The 18015-nt window shown below is 73.7% G+C and carries 15 protein-coding genes and 1 pseudogene; 13 read left to right on the forward strand and 3 right to left on the reverse strand.

The genetic code is table 11. The features are described from left to right. The 4 genes and pseudogenes from ACZ4YY_RS35875 to ACZ4YY_RS35890 form a co-directional block, all read left to right on the forward strand. Positions 1-146: pseudogene (locus ACZ4YY_RS35875) on the forward strand (flavodoxin-dependent (E)-4-hydroxy-3-methylbut-2-enyl-diphosphate synthase); the annotation flags it as partial. 228 nt (positions 147-374) lie between these two features. After that, positions 375-1223: a GNAT family N-acetyltransferase gene (locus ACZ4YY_RS35880; RefSeq protein ID WP_468299372.1), complete on the forward strand. Its 849-nt coding sequence runs from the start codon at positions 375-377 to the stop codon at positions 1221-1223. 90 nt (positions 1224-1313) lie between these two features. Then, positions 1314-1844, forward strand: a complete 531-nt coding sequence (locus ACZ4YY_RS35885; protein ID WP_468299374.1) for a GNAT family N-acetyltransferase — start codon at positions 1314-1316, stop codon at positions 1842-1844. Between the two features lie 108 nt (positions 1845-1952). Continuing rightward, positions 1953-3656: a proline--tRNA ligase gene (locus ACZ4YY_RS35890; protein WP_468299376.1), complete on the forward strand. Its 1704-nt coding sequence runs from the start codon at positions 1953-1955 to the stop codon at positions 3654-3656. A gap of 127 nt (positions 3657-3783) precedes the next feature. On the opposite strand, the gene ACZ4YY_RS35895 is transcribed toward ACZ4YY_RS35890, so the two are convergent. The 3 genes from ACZ4YY_RS35895 to ACZ4YY_RS35905 are packed head-to-tail and all read right to left on the reverse strand — an operon-like array spanning position 3784 to position 5803. Continuing rightward, positions 3784-4677, reverse strand: coding sequence for an aminoglycoside phosphotransferase family protein (locus tag ACZ4YY_RS35895; protein ID WP_468299378.1), 894 nt, complete (start codon positions 4675-4677; stop codon positions 3784-3786). Between the two features lie 38 nt (positions 4678-4715). Further along, positions 4716-5264 (reverse strand): ferritin-like domain-containing protein, encoded by a 549-nt coding sequence (locus ACZ4YY_RS35900; protein WP_468299380.1) that lies wholly within the window; start codon positions 5262-5264, stop codon positions 4716-4718. Beyond that, positions 5261-5803 carry a hypothetical protein gene (locus ACZ4YY_RS35905; protein WP_468299382.1) on the reverse strand — a complete coding sequence of 181 codons (543 nt, stop codon included), beginning with the start codon at positions 5801-5803 and terminating at the stop codon, positions 5261-5263. The genes ACZ4YY_RS35900 and ACZ4YY_RS35905 overlap by 4 nt, the downstream gene beginning before the upstream one ends. Positions 5804-6018: 215 nt before the next feature. On the opposite strand from ACZ4YY_RS35905, the gene rimP reads away from it, so the two are divergent. The 9 genes from rimP to ACZ4YY_RS35950 all read left to right on the forward strand — a co-directional run bounded on the left by rimP (position 6019) and on the right by ACZ4YY_RS35950 (position 18002). After that, entirely contained in the window at positions 6019-6528 is a 510-nt protein-coding gene (gene rimP / locus ACZ4YY_RS35910) for a ribosome maturation factor RimP (protein WP_468299384.1), read from the forward strand. 4 nt (positions 6529-6532) lie between these two features. After that, complete coding sequence (nusA, locus tag ACZ4YY_RS35915) at positions 6533-7519, forward strand: transcription termination factor NusA (RefSeq protein ID WP_468299386.1); 987 nt, start codon at positions 6533-6535, stop codon at positions 7517-7519. A 114-nt stretch (positions 7520-7633) separates the two neighbouring features. Next, positions 7634-7930, forward strand: a complete 297-nt coding sequence (locus tag ACZ4YY_RS35920; protein ID WP_468299388.1) for a YlxR family protein — start codon at positions 7634-7636, stop codon at positions 7928-7930. A 147-nt stretch (positions 7931-8077) separates the two neighbouring features. Further along, a complete protein-coding gene (gene infB, locus ACZ4YY_RS35925) occupies positions 8078-11170 on the forward strand; it encodes a translation initiation factor IF-2 (RefSeq protein ID WP_468299390.1) in 3093 nt (1030 codons plus the stop codon). A gap of 205 nt (positions 11171-11375) precedes the next feature. Beyond that, the gene (locus ACZ4YY_RS35930; protein ID WP_385075136.1) at positions 11376-11669 is read left to right on the forward strand and encodes a DUF503 domain-containing protein; all 294 of its coding nucleotides are present in this window, start codon (positions 11376-11378) and stop codon (positions 11667-11669) included. Positions 11670-11719: 50 nt separating this feature from the next. Then, positions 11720-12169, forward strand: coding sequence for a 30S ribosome-binding factor RbfA (gene rbfA, locus ACZ4YY_RS35935; protein WP_468299392.1), 450 nt, complete (start codon positions 11720-11722; stop codon positions 12167-12169). Continuing rightward, complete coding sequence (truB, locus tag ACZ4YY_RS35940) at positions 12166-13071, forward strand: tRNA pseudouridine(55) synthase TruB (RefSeq protein WP_468299394.1); 906 nt, start codon at positions 12166-12168, stop codon at positions 13069-13071. Before rbfA ends, truB begins: the two co-directional genes overlap by 4 nt. A gap of 246 nt (positions 13072-13317) precedes the next feature. After that, a complete protein-coding gene (locus ACZ4YY_RS35945; RefSeq protein WP_468299396.1) occupies positions 13318-16905 on the forward strand; it encodes a trypsin-like peptidase domain-containing protein in 3588 nt (1195 codons plus the stop codon). Between the two features lie 149 nt (positions 16906-17054). Beyond that, positions 17055-18002: a bifunctional riboflavin kinase/FAD synthetase gene (locus ACZ4YY_RS35950; protein WP_468299398.1), complete on the forward strand. Its 948-nt coding sequence runs from the start codon at positions 17055-17057 to the stop codon at positions 18000-18002. Positions 18003-18015: the final 13 nt, after the last annotated feature.

An 18015-nucleotide genomic window follows, 5' to 3' on the forward strand; every position in this document is an offset into this window, starting at 1 on the left:
AGATCTTCGTCAAGGGCGAGGTCATCAAGACCGTCCCCGAGTCGAAGATCGTGGAGACCCTCATCGAGGAGGCCATGAAGATCGCCGAACAGATGCAGGCGGACGGCATCCCCTCCGGCGAACCCTCGGTGGCGGTCGCCGGCTGACCCGGCCCACGCGGCCATCGCCACGCCTGCCGCGTCCCCCGGCCCGTCCGGCGTTCGAGGCCGAGGCCCCTTCGGGGCCGGCGCGGGGGACCGGGGGCGACAGCGCCCAGGGCCCGGGCACCCGCGGACGCCGACCTGAGAACGGGACGTACCACCACAGGGCGACGCCCTCCGGCTTCCGCGGGTACAGTGCGGAGATCAGGCAGACCCGAGTGTGAGGCCCCGCACGTGTTGACGCAGACCACCTCCCGGGTTCTCGAACCGAGCGACCTGGACGCCGCGCTCGCCGTCCTCGACCGCGAGCCGGTCGCCAACGCCTTCGTGACCTCCCGCGTACAGATCGCGGGCCTGGACCCGTGGCGTCTCGGCGGCGAGATGTGGGGCTGGTACGAGGACGGCATGCTGACGTCCCTGTGCTACGCCGGCGCCAACCTCGTCCCCATCTGCGCCACCCCCCGCGCCGTCCGCGCCTTCGCCGACCGTGCCCGCAGGGCCGGCCGCCGCTGCTCCTCCATCGTCGGGCCGGCCGAACCCACCGCCCGGCTCTGGCGCCTGCTCGAACCCCACTGGGGCCCGGCCCGCGAGGTCCGCGCCCACCAGCCCCTGATGGTCACCGACCGCATGTCCACCGACATCGAACCGGATCCCCACGTCCGCCGCATCCGCAAGGACGAGCTGGAGACGATCATGCCGGCGTGCGTGGCGATGTTCACCGAGGAGGTCGGCGTCTCCCCGATGGCCGGAGACGGCGGCCTGCTCTACCAGGCCCGCGTCGCCGAACTCGTGGGCGCCGGCCGCTCGTTCGCCCGCCTCGACGACCACGGCCGGGTCGTCTTCAAGGCGGAGATCGGCGCCGCCACCTCCCAGGCCTGCCAGATCCAGGGCGTGTGGGTGGCCCCCGAATACCGGGGCCGAGGCTTCGCGGCCCCCGGCATGGCGGCCGTCCTGCGCTACGCCCTCGCCGACGTGGCCCCGGTGGTGAGCCTCTACGTCAACGACTTCAACACCGCGGCGCGACGCACCTACCGACGGGTGGGCTTCCAGGAGGTCGGCGCCTTCATGAGCGTGCTGTTCTGAAAAGCCGTTCCGCAGGAGCCGTCCGCGTCCCGTCACCGCGATCGTCCGCACCCCGCACGGAACCGAGAACCCCCTGTAGGCTCCCGTGACATGGACCTCGTCATCGGCCCCTTGGACCTCACAGCCCACGTGGACGAGGCCCTGGCCGTCCAAGCCGTCGCCTTCGGACTGGGACCGGACGAAGTGGCCGTACGCCGACAGATCGTCCTGCGCCACATGACGTACCCCGGAGCACGGGCCTTCGGCGCGACCGTCGGCGGCCGACTCGCCGGATTCGTGTACGGCATGCCCAACGACCGCACCCACTGGTGGTCCACCGTCGTGGAGCCCTATCTGCGCGCCAAGGGCAACGAGACCTGGCTCGACGACTCCTTCGTCATCACCGAACTCCACGTCCATCCCGCCCATCAGAACCGCGGCGCGGGCCGGGCCCTGATCACCACCATCACGGACGGCGCCGCCGAACCCCGCTCGATCCTCTCGGCGATCGACACGGAGAGCCCCGCCAGAGCCCTCTACCGCTCCCTCGGCTACCAGGACCTGGCCCGCAACGTCCTCTTCCCGAGCGCACCCCGCCCCTACGCGGTGATGGGCGCCCCCCTCCCGCTGCTGCGCGCGTAACGGATTACCGGCGACCCCGCGCTCCCGGCTAACCTCCTAGCCATCACCCTCCCCCGGTCTCGGCTGCGCTCGAGCGGGGGGACCCCCTTCGGCAGGAGTACGAGAACCATGGCGAACGCACCGGTCCAGCGCATGTCCCAGTTGATGGCGAAGACCCTGCGCGACGACCCCGCCGACGCCGAGGTCCTCAGCCACAAGCTCCTCGTCCGCGCCGGCTACGTCCGCCGCACCGCCGCCGGCATCTGGACCTGGCTGCCGCTCGGCAAGAAGGTCCTCGCCAACGTGGAGCGGATCGTCCGCGAGGAGATGGACGCCATCGGCGCGCAGGAGGTGCTGCTCCCCGCCCTGCTGCCGAAGGAGCCGTACGAGGCGACCGGCCGCTGGGAGGAGTACGGCCCCGAGCTGTTCCGGCTGAACGACCGCAAGGGCGGCGACTACCTCCTCGGCCCCACCCACGAGGAGATCTTCACGCTGATCGTGAAGGACCAGGCGTCCTCCTACAAGGACCTGCCGGTCATCCTCTACCAGATCCAGACGAAGTTCCGGGACGAGGCCCGCCCCCGCGCCGGCATCCTGCGCGGCCGCGAGTTCCTGATGAAGGACTCGTACTCCTTCGACACCGAGGACGAGGGCCTCGCCCGGTCGTACGCCCTGCACCGCCAGGCCTACCGGAAGGTGTTCGAGCGTCTCGGCCTCGACTACCGCATCTGCGCCGCGACCGCGGGCGCCATGGGCGGCTCGAAGTCCGAGGAGTTCCTCGCCCCGGCCGGCGCCGGCGAGGACACCTTCGCCGACTGCCCGAACTGCGACTTCGCGGCCAACACCGAGGCGATCACGTACGAGTTGACGCCGGTGGACGCCGAGGGCGCGCCCGCGCTCGAAGAGATCCCCACACCCGACACCCCGACCATCGAGACCCTCGCCGCCCACCTCGGCGTCCCGGCCTCCGCCACGCTGAAGAACCTCCTCGTGAAGGTCGACGGCGAGATCGTCGCCGTCGGCGTCCCCGGCGACCGCGAGGTCGACATGGACAAGGTCGAGGCGCACTTCTCCCCGGCGGTCGTCGAGATGGTCACCGAGGCGGACTTCGCGAGCCGCCCCGACCTGGTCCGCGGCTACGTCGGCCCCCAGGGCCTGGGGGAGAAGGTCACCTACATCGCCGACCCGCGCGTCGCCCCCGGCACCGCGTGGATCACCGGCGCCAACAAGGACGCCACGCACGCCAGGAACGTCGTCGCCGGCCGTGACTTCGAGGTCGACGCCTACGTCGACGTCGTGGTCGTCCAGGAGGGCGACCCCTGCCCGAACTGCGGCACCGGCCTCAAGCTGGACCGCGCCATCGAGATCGGCCACATCTTCCAGCTCGGCCGCAAGTACGCCGACGCCCTCAAGCTCGACGTCCTCGGCCAGAACGGCAAGCCGGTCCGCGTCACCATGGGCTCCTACGGCATCGGCGTCTCCCGCGCGGTCGCGGCCCTCGCCGAGCAGACCGCCGACGACAAGGGCCTGTGCTGGCCCGCCGAGGTCGCCCCGGCCGACGTGCACGTCGTCGCCGCCGGCAAGGCCCTCCAGACCGAACTCGCCCTCGACGTCTCCGAGAAGCTGCGGGCGGCCGGTCTGCGCGTCCTGGTCGACGACCGGGCCGGGGTCTCGCCGGGCGTGAAGTTCACCGACTCGGAACTGATCGGCGTACCGAAGATCCTGGTCGCGGGCCGCCGCTCCGCCGAGGGCGTCCTCGAGCTGAAGGACCGCCGCACCGGCGAGCGCGAGGAACTGACGGTGGACGAGGCGATCGCGCGCCTCACCGCGTGACGACACCACCCAAGGGGTTCCGGTGAGGCAGGGCGGCCTCACCGGTGCCCCCGGACCGTTCCCCGACCGCAGAACGTGACGGAACGTCACTGCGGAGGGGAACGGCCACCGCACGGACATCAGCGGGCTACAACCAGCCCGCGAACTCCAGCAGCAGCTCCGCGTCCCGGCCCCGGCCCACCCGCCGGGCCCGCACGCCGGACTCCACCGCCCGGAACAGCGTCCAGCCGCGCAGCCGCTCCTGGTCCACCTCCAGCGACTCCGCGAGCCGCTTCACCCGCCGACGGGTCGTCGCCGCCCCGGACGGCGAGGCGATCAGGTCCTCGACCCGGTCCCGCACCAGCCGGGCCAGGTCGAAGGCGCACTCGCCGACCACCGGATCGGGCCCGACCGCCAGCCACGGCGTACGCTCACCCGCCAGCACCTTGCTCTGCCGGAACGTGCCGTGCAGCAACCGGTGTTCGGGCGGTGCGGCCAGCAGTTCCTCGCGGGCCGCGAGCGCCGCGTCCACCAGCGGCGTCACCTCGGTATCCGCACCCGCGCGCATCGCCGTCGCCTGCCGCCCGGTCCGCGCGGCGACCGTCTCGAAGACCGGCCCGGACGGCGGCTCCACCCACAGCCGCCGCAGCGTCCCCGCCGCCTCCAGCAGCGCCTTCGCCTCCGGCAACGACCGCACCGACACATCCGGACGCAGCCGCTCCAGCACCAGCACCCCCTCGCCGGACGACCCCTCCAGCAACTGGACGGCGCCCAGGCCGTCCCAGTGCGCGAGCGCGGCCCGCTCGGCCTCCGGCCGGAACCGGGGCGGGGCCAGCTTCAGCACCGCCGGCGTCCCGTCGGACCGGCGCACCAGCACCACCAGGCTGCTGCGCCCGCCCGGCACCTGCACCCGCTCGACGGTCAGCCCGCGGGAGGAGACGGCCCGTGCGAGCGTCTCCGGCAGCTTCTCCAGCCAGTCGTCACCGTCCGGTGCCGTCTCACCGAGCGCCCTGACCAGACGCTGCGGCGGTTCGAAAGCCATGTGCGCGTCGCCCCTTCCTGGTCCCGGTCCTCCGGTGCTCACGCCGTCGGTGTCTGCGCCGCTCCCGGGTTCCCCGTAGCCGACCCGGCCTGCGAGGCCGAGGGCCCGGCCCCCGTCGCGGCCGGATCCGCTCCCGTGCCCGCCCGCTCGGCGAGCCCAGGGAAGGCTACGCTCCCGCCGCGCCAGCGCACCGCCCGCACCGCCGCCTCCCGCAGCGCCCCGGCGGCCTCCCGGCGCCGCGCCCCGCCGGCGGACCGCACGAGGTCCGAGTAGACCCCGGCCACCCGCTCCTCCAGAGCGGTGGCGAGCCGGACCGCCGCGGCCGGGTCCGGCACCGGGAAGGGGAGCGCGTACGCGGCGCTCGCGGCGACCGGTGTGGCGCCCAGATCGCGCACCTGGCGCGCCAGCGCGTCCCGGCGCGCCCGATGGGCGTCGTACGCTTCCCGTGCCTCCGTGCGCCGCTCCTCGCCGATCCGGCCGCCGACGACGCCGTACCCGTACACCGCCGCGTGCTCCGCGGCCAGCGCGGCCTGCAGCGCCGTGACCTCGCCGCTCCCGCGCTCGTCGCCCGCCGTCCCCCCGCTCATCGCGCGCCCTGCGTCAGCAGGTAGGCGTGCGCCGCCCCGGCCGCCGCCACCGAGGCCAGCAACCGGGCCAGCTCGCCCGGCACCTCCGCCAGCGCCGTGACCCTGCGGTCGGCGAGCGTCCGCTCGGCGATGGCGAGCTGCGCCACCGCCTCCTCCTCGGTCGGCGGGGCGCCGACGGGCGCCGACGCGGTCACCGACGGGGAGGCGGTCACGGAGGGCGACGGCGTGCCGGACGCCCCGCCCACGCCCCCGAACGCCTCCACGTGCCGCACGACCTCGGCCCGCAACGGCCCCAGCCGCTCCGTCAGCCGCGGATACGCCGCGAGCACGACGTCGTAGCGCTCCAGCAGCCCGCCGCTGTCCCGCGCCGCACGCGCGCGTGCCCGTTCCGCGGCGGGCGAACCGCCCTCACCGACACCAGCGGCATCACGGGCGCCGCCGCCGGAGGAGCAGCCCGCCGACAGGGCGGCCCCGGCGGCCGAGGCGAGCACGGATCTTCTGCGCGGTCCCGTACGGGCGCGCGGCGGTGGGTACGGCACGACAGACGTCCTCGGGGGGTTCGTACGACAAAACGACCTTGAAGGGCGGCACGCCCGTGATCACCGTACCCGCGCCCCCGCCCGCCACCACTCAGCGGCACCGCCCGCGCCCCCGGGACCGCCCGGTGGACGGCAACACACCCCGCGACCGGATACCCTTTGACCAGACACGCGCCCCATCCCACAACAGCACACGCGGCCGAGGAGTCACCCGGATGAGCACCACCCAGAGCGAGAGGCTGCGAGAACTGCTGGAACCGCTCGTCACCTCCCAGGGCCTGGACCTCGAAGAGATCGCCGTGGACTCCGTCGGACGCAAGCGGGTGCTGCGCGTCGTCGTCGACTCCGACACCGGTGCGGACCTGGACCAGATCGCCGATGTGAGCCGTGCGCTCTCGGCGAAGCTCGACGAGACCGACGCGATGGGCGAGGGCGAGTACACCCTCGAGGTCGGCACCCCCGGCGCGGAGCGCACCCTCACCGAGCACCGCCACTACGTGCGTGCCACGGACCGCCTGGTGAAGTTCCAGCTCCACGAGGGCGGCGAGGTCGTCGCCCGCATCCTCACCGTGGACGACGAAGGCCTCGACGTCGAGGTGCCCGGAGTGAAGGGCCGCAAGGCCACCACCCGCCGGCTCGCCTTCGGCGACATCGACCGGGCGCGCGTGCAGGTCGAGTTCAACCGCAAGGACAAGCAGGACATGAAGGAAGAGGAGGAGGCGTAGAGCCGTGGACATCGACATGAGCGCCCTGCGGGGCTTGGTGCGGGAGAAGGAGATCTCCTTCGACCTGCTGGTCGAGGCGATCGAGTCGGCCCTCCTCATCGCCTACCACCGCACCGAGGGAAGCCGCCGCCACGCGCGCGTGGAGCTCGACCGGGAGACCGGCCACGTGACGGTGTGGGCGAAGGAGGACCCCGAGGACCTCGAGGAGGGCCAGGAGCCCCGCGAGTTCGACGACACCCCGTCCGGCTTCGGCCGTATCGCCGCCACCACCGCCAAGCAGGTGATCCTGCAACGGCTGCGCGACGCCGAGGACGACGCGACGCTCGGCGAGTACGCCGGCCGCGAGGGCGACATCGTCACCGGAGTGGTCCAGCAGGGCCGCGACCCGAAGAACGTGCTCGTCGACATCGGCAAGCTCGAGGCGATCCTGCCGGTGCAGGAGCAGGTGCCCGGTGAGACCTACCCGCACGGCCTGCGCCTTCGCTCGTACGTCGTCCGGGTGGCGAAGGGTGTGCGCGGTCCGTCCGTGACCCTCTCCCGGACGCACCCCAACCTGGTGAAGAAGCTCTTCGCGCTGGAGGTGCCGGAGATCGCCGACGGTTCCGTCGAGATCGCCGCCATCGCACGTGAGGCCGGTCACCGTACGAAGATCGCCGTCCGGTCCACCCGTTCGGGCCTGAACGCCAAGGGCGCCTGCATCGGCCCCATGGGCGGCCGGGTGCGCAATGTCATGGGCGAGCTGAACGGTGAGAAGATCGACATCGTCGACTGGTCCGACGACCCGGCCGAGATGGTGGCCAACGCCCTGTCGCCGGCCCGGGTCTCGAAGGTCGAGGTCGTGGACATGGCCGCCCGCTCCGCGCGCGTGACCGTGCCCGACTACCAACTCTCCCTGGCGATCGGCAAGGAAGGCCAGAACGCCCGCCTCGCGGCCCGCCTGACCGGCTGGCGCATCGACATCCGGCCGGACACCGAGCAGCCCGGCGAGTAGCCCCGGGGAATAAATCTCGGCCTGCGGTGGCTGAGATCACGACAGATCCCGCGCGGCAACTGTTCGAATCCTGGCCCAAAGGGGTGAGGTCGGTACGGGGAGGTAGACTTAGCTGTGTCTGGCCGGACGCACACCGGAGTACGCCCTGAACGCACCTGTGTGGGGTGCCGGAAGCGGGCGGCCAAGACGGAGCTGCTGCGCATCGTGGCGATCGAGGACGCATGCGTCCCCGATCTTCGCGGTACGCTGCCCGGCCGGGGTGCTTACGTGCATCCCGCTCTGGTCTGTCTCGACCAGGCGGTACGCCGCCGGGCGTTCACGCGGGCGTTGCGCGCCGCGGGAGCGCTCGACACAAAGGTGTTGCGCCAGCACGTCGAGCAGACGACCGTTGCCGAGCAGGCAACACCGTAAGAAGCGTCGCGCGGATCACCCGTGCGGCCCTGGTACCTCGCGAGTCGAAAGCAGGTCGAGATTGCGATGAGCACTCGATGAGTACGCGATGAGTACGCCCATGAAGTAGCGACGGTCCGGCCGCAACCCGGACCTAAAAGGAGCGAAGTGGCTAAGGTCCGGGTATACGAACTCGCCAAGGAGTTCGGCGTCGAGAGCAAGGTCGTCATGGCCAAGCTCCAAGAACTCGGTGAATTCGTCCGTTCGGCGTCTTCGACGATCGAGGCGCCCGTTGTACGCAAACTGACTGACGCCTTCCAGGGCGGTGGCAGCGGCAGGTCCGCGAAGCCCGCCCCGCGCAAGGCGGCCCCCAAGCCCGCCGCGCCGTCCCCGGCGCAGGCGGCACGTCCGGGTCCGGCCGCTCCGCGGCCGGCCGCCCCCAAGCCCCCGGCGGCACAGCAGCCCGCGGCCCCCGCGGCTCCGGCTGCCCCGTCGGCCCCGTCGGCGCCGTCGACCCCCGCGCCGTCGGCTTCCGGCCCGCGTCCGGGTCCCCGACCCGCGCCGCGTCCGGCCCCGGCCGCCCCGGAGTTCACCGCTCCGCCGTCGGCCCCGGCCGCCAAGCCCGCCGGTCAGGGTCCGCGCCCCGGCGCGCCCAGGCCCGGTGCCCGTCCCGGTGCGCCCGGTCAGGGCCAGCAGGGCGGTCAGGGATCCCGTCCGGCCGCCGCGCAGGGTCCGCGCGCCGGTGGCGCCGGCTCGCCGCGTCCGGGTGCCCGTCCGGCCGGTCCGCGTCCGGGCAACAACCCCTTCACCTCCGGCGGAAACGCCGGTATGGCCCGTCCGCAGGCCCCGCGCCCGCAGGGCGGCCCGCGTCCCGGTGGCCCCGGTGGCGCTCCGGGCGCCGGTCCCCGTCCCCAGGCCCCCGGTGGCCAGGGTGGCGGTCCCCGTCCGCAGGCTCCCGGTGGTTCCCGTCCGTCGCCGGCCGGCATGCCCCGCCCGCAGGGCGGCGCTCCGCGTCCCGGCGGCGGCCCCGGCGGTCCCCGTCCCAACCCCGGCATGATGCCGCAGCGTCCCGCGGCCGGTCCGCGTCCCGGCGGCGGCCCCGGCGGCCGCGGTCCCGGTGGCGCCGGTCGTCCCGGTGGCGGCGGCGGTCGTCCGGGTGGCGGCGGCGGCTTCGCCGGCCGTCCCGGTGGCGGCGGCGGCTTCGCCGGCCGTCCCGGTGGTCCCGGTGGCGGTGGCGGCGGTGGCTTCGCCGGCCGTCCCGGTGGTCCGGGCGGTGGCGGCGGTGGCCGTCCCGGCTTCGGCGGTCGTCCGGGCGGTCCCGGTGGCCGTGGTGGCACGCAGGGCGCCTTCGGTCGTCCGGGTGGTCCCGCGCGTCGCGGCCGCAAGTCGAAGCGGCAGAGGCGCCAGGAGTACGAGGCCATGCAGGCCCCGTCGGTCGGCGGCGTGATGCTGCCTCGCGGCAACGGCGAGACCATTCGCCTGTCGCGCGGTGCGTCCCTCACCGACTTCGCGGAGAAGATCAACGCCAACCCGGCGTCGCTCGTCGCGGTCATGATGAACCTCGGCGAGATGGTCACCGCGACCCAGTCCGTCTCCGACGAGACCCTCCAGCTCCTCGCCGGCGAGATGAACTACGAGGTTCAGATCGTCAGCCCGGAGGAGGAGGACCGCGAGCTGCTCGAGTCCTTCGACATCGAGTTCGGCGAGGACGAGGGCGACGAGGAGGACCTGGTGGTCCGCCCGCCGGTCGTCACCGTCATGGGTCACGTCGACCACGGTAAGACCCGCCTGCTCGACGCCATCCGCAAGACGAACGTCATCGCGGGCGAGGCCGGTGGCATCACCCAGCACATCGGTGCCTACCAGGTCGCGACCGAGGTCAACGACGAAGAGCGCAAGATCACCTTCATCGACACCCCGGGTCACGAGGCGTTCACCGCCATGCGTGCCCGTGGTGCGAAGTCGACCGACATCGCGATCCTGGTCGTCGCGGCCAACGACGGCGTCATGCCGCAGACGGTCGAGGCGCTCAACCACGCCAAGGCGGCCGACGTCCCGATCGTCGTCGCGGTCAACAAGATCGACGTCGAGGGTGCCGACCCGACCAAGGTGCGCGGTCAGCTGACCGAGTACGGACTGGTGGCCGAGGAGTACGGCGGCGACACGATGTTCGTCGACATCTCCGCCAAGCAGGGTCTGCACATCGACTCGCTGCTGGAGGCCGTGATCCTCACGGCCGACGCCTCGCTCGACCTGCGGGCCAACCCGAACCAGGACGCGCAGGGCATCTCGATCGAGTCCCGTCTCGACCGCGGCCGTGGCGCCGTGTCGACGGTCCTCGTCCAGCGCGGCACGCTGCGGGTCGGCGACACCATGGTGGTCGGCGACGCGTACGGCCGAGTCCGGGCGATGCACGACGACAACGGCAACAGCGTCGCCGAGGCCGGCCCGTCGACGCCGGTCCAGGTCCTGGGCCTGACCAACGTCCCGGGTGCGGGCGACAACTTCCTCGTCGTCGACGAGGACCGCACCGCCCGCCAGATCGCCGAGAAGCGTGCGGCCCGCGAGCGCAACGCGGCCTTCGCCAAGCGCACGCGCAGGTTCTCCCTGGAGAACCTGGACGCGGCGCTCAAGGCCGGCGAGGTACAGCAGCTGAACCTGATCATCAAGGGTGACGCTTCCGGTTCGGTGGAGGCCCTCGAGTCCTCCCTGCTCCAGCTGGACGTCGGCGAAGAGGTCGACATCCGCGTCCTGCACCGCGGCGTCGGTGCGGTCACGGAGTCCGACATCGACCTGGCCATGGGCTCGGACGCGATCGTCATCGGCTTCAACGTGCGTGCCGCCGGCCGTGCGCAGCAGATGGCGGAGCGCGAGGGCGTGGACGTCCGGTACTACTCGGTCATCTACCAGGCGATCGAGGAGATCGAGGCGGCCCTGAAGGGCATGCTGAAGCCGGAGTACGAGGAGCACGAGCTCGGTACGGCGGAGATCCGCGAGGTCTTCAAGTCGTCCAAGCTGGGCAACATCGCCGGTGTCCTCATCCGCTCGGGCGAGGTCAAGCGCAACACCAAGGCCCGGCTCATCCGCGACGGCAAGGTCGTCGCGGAGAACCTCAACATCGAGGGCCTGCGTCGCTTCAAGGACGACGTCACCGAGATCCGCGAAGGGTTCGAGGGCGGTATCAACCTCGGCAACTTCAACGACATCAAGATCGACGACGTCATCGCGACGTACGAGATGCGGGAGAAGCCGCGGGTGTGACCACCCCGGTACGCGCCGGCCGACGGGCTTCGTTCCGTCGGCCGGCGCGCCGCCGTTCCCGGGGTCCTGCCCCGGGCTGGGCGACCGGTGGGCGGGTGAAAACCCCGTCGAGCCTGCCCAGGTATCGTTGTACCGTTCTTGATGCCCCTGCTCCGCACGGCTGCCAGGGCCATCGATCCCGTACCGGCGGGTGAACCGGTTACACATGTACGTGGGGACTCTGTCCTTCGACCTGCTCCTCGGCGACGTACGGTCGTTGAAGGAGAAGCGCTCCGTCGTCCGCCCCATCGTCGCCGAGCTCCAGCGCAAGTACGCGGTGAGCGCGGCCGAGGTGGACCACCAGGACCTCCACCGCCGGGCCGTCATCGGCCTGGCCATGGTCTCCGGTGACGCGGAGCACCTGACCGACGTACTGGACCGGTGCGAACGGCTGGTCGCCGGCCGCCCCGAGGTGGAGCTGCTGTCGGTCAGACGCCGCTTCCACGGCGAAGACGACTGACCGACCTGACCAGAGCAACATCAGAAGAAGAAAGAACGGGAGACGGACCAGTGGCCGACAACGCGCGCGCCAAGAGGCTGGCGGACCTCATCCGAGAGGTGGTGGCCCAGAAGCTGCAGCGCGGGATCAAGGACCCGCGGCTCGGTTCCCACGTCACCATCACGGACACCCGTGTCACGGGTGACCTCAGGGAGGCGACCGTCTTCTACACCGTGTACGGGGACGACGAGGAACGCGAGGCGGCCGCCGCCGGCCTGGAGAGCGCCAAGGGCATCCTGCGTTCGGAGGTCGGCCGCGCGGCCGGTGTGAAGTTCACGCCGACGCTGTCCTTCGTCGCCGACGCCCTCCCGGACACCGCCCGCACCATCGAGGACCTCCTCGACAAGGCGCGCCAGTCCGACGAGAAGGTGCGCGAGGCGTCCGCCGGCGCCGCGTACGCCGCCGGCGCCGACCCCTACCGCAAGCCCGGTGACGACGAGACGGACGACACCGCCGAATGAACCGGAAGCACACCGCGCCCGACGGCCTCGTCATCGTCGACAAGCCGTCGGGCTTCACTTCGCACGACGTCGTGGCCAAGATGCGGGGGATCGCCAGGACCCGCCGCGTCGGCCACGCCGGCACACTCGACCCGATGGCCACGGGCGTTCTCGTCCTCGGCGTGGAGAAGGCGACCAAGCTCCTCGGTCACCTCGCCCTCACCGAGAAGGAGTACCTGGGGACCGTCCGCCTCGGCCAGAACACCCTGACCGACGACGCCGAGGGGGAGATCACCTCCTCCACCGACGCCTCCCGGGTCACCCGGGACGCCATCGACGCCGGCGTCGCCAAGCTGAGCGGCGACATCATGCAGGTGCCGTCCAAGGTCAGCGCCATCAAGATCGACGGAGTGCGCTCGTACAAGCGGGCCCGCGACGGCGAGGACTTCGAGATCCCGGCCCGCCCGGTGACCGTCTCCTCCTTCACGGTGTACGACGTCCGCGACGCCGTCGCCGAGGACGGCACCCCGGTCCTGGACCTGATCGTCTCCGTGGTGTGCTCCTCCGGCACCTACATCCGCGCCCTCGCCCGCGACCTGGGCGCCGACCTCGGCGTCGGCGGTCACCTCACCGCCCTGCGCCGCACCCGCGTCGGCCCCTACAAGCTGGACTCCGCCCGCACCCTCGACCAGCTCCAGGAGGAGCTGGCGGTCATGCCGATCGCGGAGGCCGCCGCGGCCGCGTTCCCCCGCTGGGACGTGGACGACCGGCGGGCCCGGCTGCTCACCAACGGCGTGCGGCTGGAGATGCCCGACGAGTACACGGGCTCCGGCCCGGTCGCCGTCTTCGACCCCGAGGGCCGTTTCCTGGCACTCGTCGAGGAACAGAAGGGCAAGGCCAAGAGCCTCGCCATCCTCGGCTGAGCCCCGGCCGGTTCGCCCGTGGAGCGGCGAGCACGGGGTCCTGCTCCGCCGCCGCTCCACGGTCCCCCCTCGGTTCCCCCACCTCTAGGGTTATCCAGCGGTCCCCGTTCATTCACCCGTCCGGGCAGGCGCTCGGAGTGAACCGAGGGAGCGTGAGGGGGCGCGTTCGCCTCGCCGTCTGTCCGGGCGATCATCCCGCGCTTACCGTCGACACGAGGGCACGTGGGCGCGGTGGGAGGTACGGCGATGGCGGGACGGGGCCCGCGAACCGGCGGCGGCCACCGCACACCACGGCACGGCACGGCCGACGGCCCGGGGGGCACGGGCGGCGCCGCCGCGCCGCAGGACGTCCCGGCCCCGGACCTCACCGACCCCGCCGAAGGCAGCCGCCCGGCTCCGGTCCCAGCCCCGGCTCCGGTCCCAGCCCCCGCGCCCGTGCTCGTCCGCATCCGTGACCTCGCCGGCCGGCCGCGCGGCACCGGCTTCGTCGCCGACCACCACGGCACGGTCGTCACCAGCCACGAGGCCGTCGACGGTCTGCCGCGGCTCGTGCTGACCATCGACGTGCAGGCCGGCACCGACGTGCAGACCGGCACCCATCCGCAGGCCGGCACCGACGGCGACTGCCGTCTCGTCGTGACCGCCGACGCCGTCACCGCGCTTCCGGAGCTGGACCTGGCCCTCGTCCGCACGGCGGGCCTGGCCGCCGACCCGCTGCCGATCAGCGTGCGGGACGGCGTCCGGACCGGCACCTACGTGCGGCTCGCGGCCGGCTGCTGGCGCGAGGCACGGGTGCTGGCCGAGACCCCGGTGACGTACACGGCCACGGACCGCCCCCACCGCCTCGACGCCTGCCTCGAGCTGGCGATCGGCACGGCGGGCCGGGACGCCCTGCGGCTCGGCGGGGGCGCGGCCGGCGGGCCGGTGCTCGACGCCGCGACCGGTGCCGTCGTCGCCGTCATCGGCACCGCCCTGTGCTCCGACCGGCGCGACACAGGCTTCGCCGTACCGCTGCGCCCCACGCCGGACGGCGGCCCGCTCGCCGAACTGCTCGCCCGCAACGCGGCGACCGTCCCCGCGTACGGCGCGGACCTCAACCTCGCGGGCGTCCTGGAACTCACCGCCACCTCGGCGGGCTCGGACGGACCGGCCGAGCGCCCCTCCCGACCGACTCCGGTCGAACGCCCCCTGGTCGCGCGGGAGTTCGCCGCGTTCGCGGCGAGCCCGGCGGCCGTCCTCGGACTCGTCGGCGCCCCGGGCAGCGGCCGTACGACGGAACTGGCGGCGCTGGCCGCGCGCCGCGGGCGGGGCGCGCGGCCGGAGCCGACCCTGTGGCTGCGCGGCGCCGACCTGAGGGACGAGGACGCGTCGGTCGCCGACGCGGCCCGGCGGGCGCTGACCCGTGCCGCCCGTATCGTGGCCGCCTCCCGGCCCGGAGCTGCACCCGACGACCCGGCCCCCGAGCGGCTCGCACACCTCGCCCGCGCCGCAGGCCGCCCGCTGCTGCTCCTGCTGGACGGACCCGAGGAGATGCCCCCGGTCCTCGCCCACCGGCTGGCCGAGTGGACCGAGGGGACGGCGCACTGGCTGCGCGAGACCGGCGCGCGGCTGGTGGTGGCGTGCCGGGCGGAGTACTGGGAGCAGGCCGCGGCGCGCTTCCCGGCGGAGCTGCTGTACGGCAGCGCCGCCGGCGCGTTGCCGCCGTGCGTCCCGCTCGGCGACCTCACCCCGGCCGAGGCCCGCGAGGCCCGCGCCCGCCACGGCGTCCCGGACCGCGCCCTCGACCCCGCCGACGCCCGCCACCCCCTCACCCTGCGCCTGTACGGAGAGGTGCGGGCCGCCCTGCCCGACGTCCCCGTCACCCCCGTCGACCGCGCCGACGTCCTCGCCGCCCACCTGGACCTGATGTGTCTGCGCGTCGCCGTCCGGCTGGCCGCGGAGAACGGGCTGCGCGGCACCGCCGTACGACGGCTCGCGGCGAGGGTGGCCGGGCAGGTGCACGAGGCCGCCCGGCGCTGTCTCGGACCGGGGCAGGGCGAGCTGGACCGGGCGTCGTTCGAGGCGGTGTTCCCGTGGGGGCCCGCCCCGGCGCGGCTCGGCGGCGGCACCGGCTGGGCGTCCGCCGTGCTCGCCGAGGGGCTCCTCGTGCCGGCCGGCTCCGGCTACCGCTTCGCCCACGAGGAACTCGCCGACTGGATCCAGGGTCTCCACCTCGACCTCGACGCGGCCCTCAACGCCCTGGTGCACCGCCGCGACATCCGCCCGCTGCCCGTGCCGCACCACCGCATCGGCCCCGTCGTGCAGGCCCTGCTGCTCCTCGCGCGCCAGCACGGCACCGCCCGACTGGCCGCGAGACTGGAGGAGTTGACCGACGCGCTGGAGGCCGACCCCGCGTCCTGGTGGGCCGCCCGGCTGCTCACCGGGACGCTGACGGCCGTCCCGGACGCGACGCCGTACACCGCCATCCTGCGCCGGCTGGCCGACCGGATCGTGGCGTGGCGCCGGCAACGACCCGGCGGGGCCGCCGAGTTCGCGCCCGGCTTCTGGACCGCCCTGCCGCTCCCCGTCGACGCCCGCCTCGACCTGCTGCGCCGGCTCGTCCTCGCCGACGCCGCCCCGCACGCCGCCGACGCGCCCCGCCACCTCGACGCCGTCGCCGACCTCCTCGCCGCCGACGCCACCGCCGTACAGCCGCACCTCGTCCGCTGGTTCGACGACGAGCGGCCGCTGCCCGCGACACCGCACGCCACCGTGGCGACGGCCGCGCAGGCACTGCTGCACACCCACCGGCACCGGGCGCTGGACGACCTCACGCAGGCCCTGGTCGACTGCGCCCACCCGCGGGCCGACGAACTGCTCGCCGTCCTGGCCGAGGAGGAAACCTCCGCTCTGTGCCGGGCCGTCGACCGGTGGGCGCACGACGAGCGGCCCGCCCGGCGGGTCGCGGCCGTGGCCCACGGGCTGCGCGCCGCGCCCCGGGTGCGCACCGCCGCCGACCGTGCACTGCTGCGCTACGCGGCCCTCGCGCTGCTCGCCCGCCCCACCGACGCCGCCCTGCACGGCGGCGCGCTCGGCCTTCTCGTCCGCGACCCGCAGACCCGCTCCCCGCACCTGCCGCGCGCGTTGGAACGCTTCGCGGCGGGAGACGCGCAGCTGCCGCCGGACGCGCTGCTCACCGCCCTCGCCACCCACCCGGAACAGGTCCTGGACGCCGTCCGCGCCCGGCTGCGCCGCCCCGGCGCCGACACCGGCCGGGTGCTGCGGGCGCTCGCCGACGTCACCCCGCCCGACCTGGTCCGACGGGTCCTCCCCGTCCTCCGCGAGACGCTGGAGGCGCGCCCGGACTGCGCCGGCGAGCTGGCGGCGTACGTCGGCCGGCGCCTCGACGAGGGTTCCGCTGCCCGTGCCGTCCTCCTCCCCCTGGTCACGGGCCTCCTGGACGGCGGGCCCGAGCCGGCGCGGGCCGCCCTGGCCACCGTCCTCGCCGCCCCCGGAGATCCCGGCTCGCAGACGCTGCGGCGTGAACTGCGGGAGTACCTGCTGACCCGCGAACACGCCCCGGCCGTCCTCGACGCCGTTCTGCACGCCGCCGCCCGGCACAGCGGCGCGGAACTGCGCGACCTCGTCCACCGCACCGGCGTCCTGCTCGTGCGCACGCCGGAGGGCGCGACCCGCTTCGACCGGGCTCTCGTCGACCTCGGCCGCCATGTCCCCGGCTTCGCGGCGCAGGTCACGGGCTGGCTCACCCGCGAGCCCGACGAGTGGGCGGCGGTGGTCGGGCCGAGCGCCCGCCGCATGATCGAGAACCTGGCGGGGTCCCGGGTGCCCGTGTGACGCGAGGGGGAGGTCCCCGGCGTACGTGGGGCGGGTCACAGCCTCCATGCCGATGCGGGCCGCGGCCGCGCGGCATGGCACCCTTAGACCTGCGTAAGCGGTCAACGGAACACGAAACATCACGGACACGGGTTCGAGGAGCGGTCACAGTGCAGCGCTGGCGTGGCTTGGAGGACATCCCCCAGGACTGGGGGCGCAGCGTCGTCACCATCGGCTCTTACGACGGGGTCCACCGCGGCCACCAGCTGATCATCCGGCACGCCGTGGACCGCGCCCGGGAGCTGGGCGTGCCCTGCGTGGTCGTCACCTTCGACCCGCACCCCAGCGAGGTCGTCCGCCCCGGCAGCCACCCGCCGCTGCTCGCCCCGCACCACCGCCGTGCCGAACTGATGGCGGACCTGGGCGTCGACGCCGTCCTCATCCTCCCGTTCACCACGGAGTTCTCGAAGCTCTCGCCCGCCGACTTCGTCGTCAAGGTCCTGGTCGACAAGCTGCACGCCAAGGCCGTCGTCGAGGGCCCCAACTTCCGCTTCGGCCACAAGGCCGCCGGGAACGTGGACTTCCTCGCCGAACAGGGCAAGGTCTACGACTTCGAGGTCGAGGTGGTCGACCTGTACGTGCGCGGAGCGGCGGGCGGCGGGGAGCCGTTCTCCTCCACCCTGACCCGTCGTCTGGTCGCCGAGGGCGACCTGGCGGGCGCCGCCGAGATCCTCGGCCGCCCGCACCGCGTCGAGGGCGTGGTCGTGCGCGGTGCGCAGCGCGGACGCGAACTGGGCTTCCCCACGGCGAACGTCGAGACGCTCCCGCACACCGCGATCCCCGCCGACGGCGTCTACGCCGGCTGGCTGCACGCGAACGGCGAGGCGATGCCGGCGGCCATCTCCGTCGGCACGAACCCGCAGTTCGACGGCACTGAGCGCACGGTGGAGGCGTATGCGATCGACCGCGTCGGCCTCGACCTGTACGGCCTGCACGTGGCCGTCGACTTCCTCGCGTTCGTCCGCGGCCAGGCGAAGTTCGAGTCCCTGGAGGGGCTGTTGGAGCAGATGGCGCGGGACGTGCAGCGGTGCCGGGAGCTGATCGCGGCTCAGCCGTAGGGCCTCGCGCGCA

The organism is Streptomyces sp. NPDC030143 (assembly GCF_055573695.1).

What these genes read in the sequence shown, in the direction of transcription:
- ACZ4YY_RS35885 (WP_468299374.1), top strand. Translation starts at nt 1,314, where the DNA reads ATGGACCTCGTCATCGGCCCCTTGGACCTCACAGCCCACGTGGACGAG.
- ACZ4YY_RS35890 (WP_468299376.1), top strand. Translation starts at nt 1,953, where the DNA reads ATGGCGAACGCACCGGTCCAGCGCATGTCCCAGTTGATGGCGAAGACC.
- ACZ4YY_RS35895 (WP_468299378.1), bottom strand. Translation starts at nt 4,677, where the DNA reads ATGGCTTTCGAACCGCCGCAGCGTCTGGTCAGGGCGCTCGGTGAGACG.
- ACZ4YY_RS35900 (WP_468299380.1), bottom strand. Translation starts at nt 5,264, where the DNA reads ATGAGCGGGGGGACGGCGGGCGACGAGCGCGGGAGCGGCGAGGTCACG.
- rimP (WP_468299384.1), top strand. Translation starts at nt 6,019, where the DNA reads ATGAGCACCACCCAGAGCGAGAGGCTGCGAGAACTGCTGGAACCGCTC.
- ACZ4YY_RS35930 (WP_385075136.1), top strand. Translation starts at nt 11,376, where the DNA reads ATGTACGTGGGGACTCTGTCCTTCGACCTGCTCCTCGGCGACGTACGG.
- truB (WP_468299394.1), top strand. Translation starts at nt 12,166, where the DNA reads ATGAACCGGAAGCACACCGCGCCCGACGGCCTCGTCATCGTCGACAAG.
- ACZ4YY_RS35945 (WP_468299396.1), top strand. Translation starts at nt 13,318, where the DNA reads ATGGCGGGACGGGGCCCGCGAACCGGCGGCGGCCACCGCACACCACGG.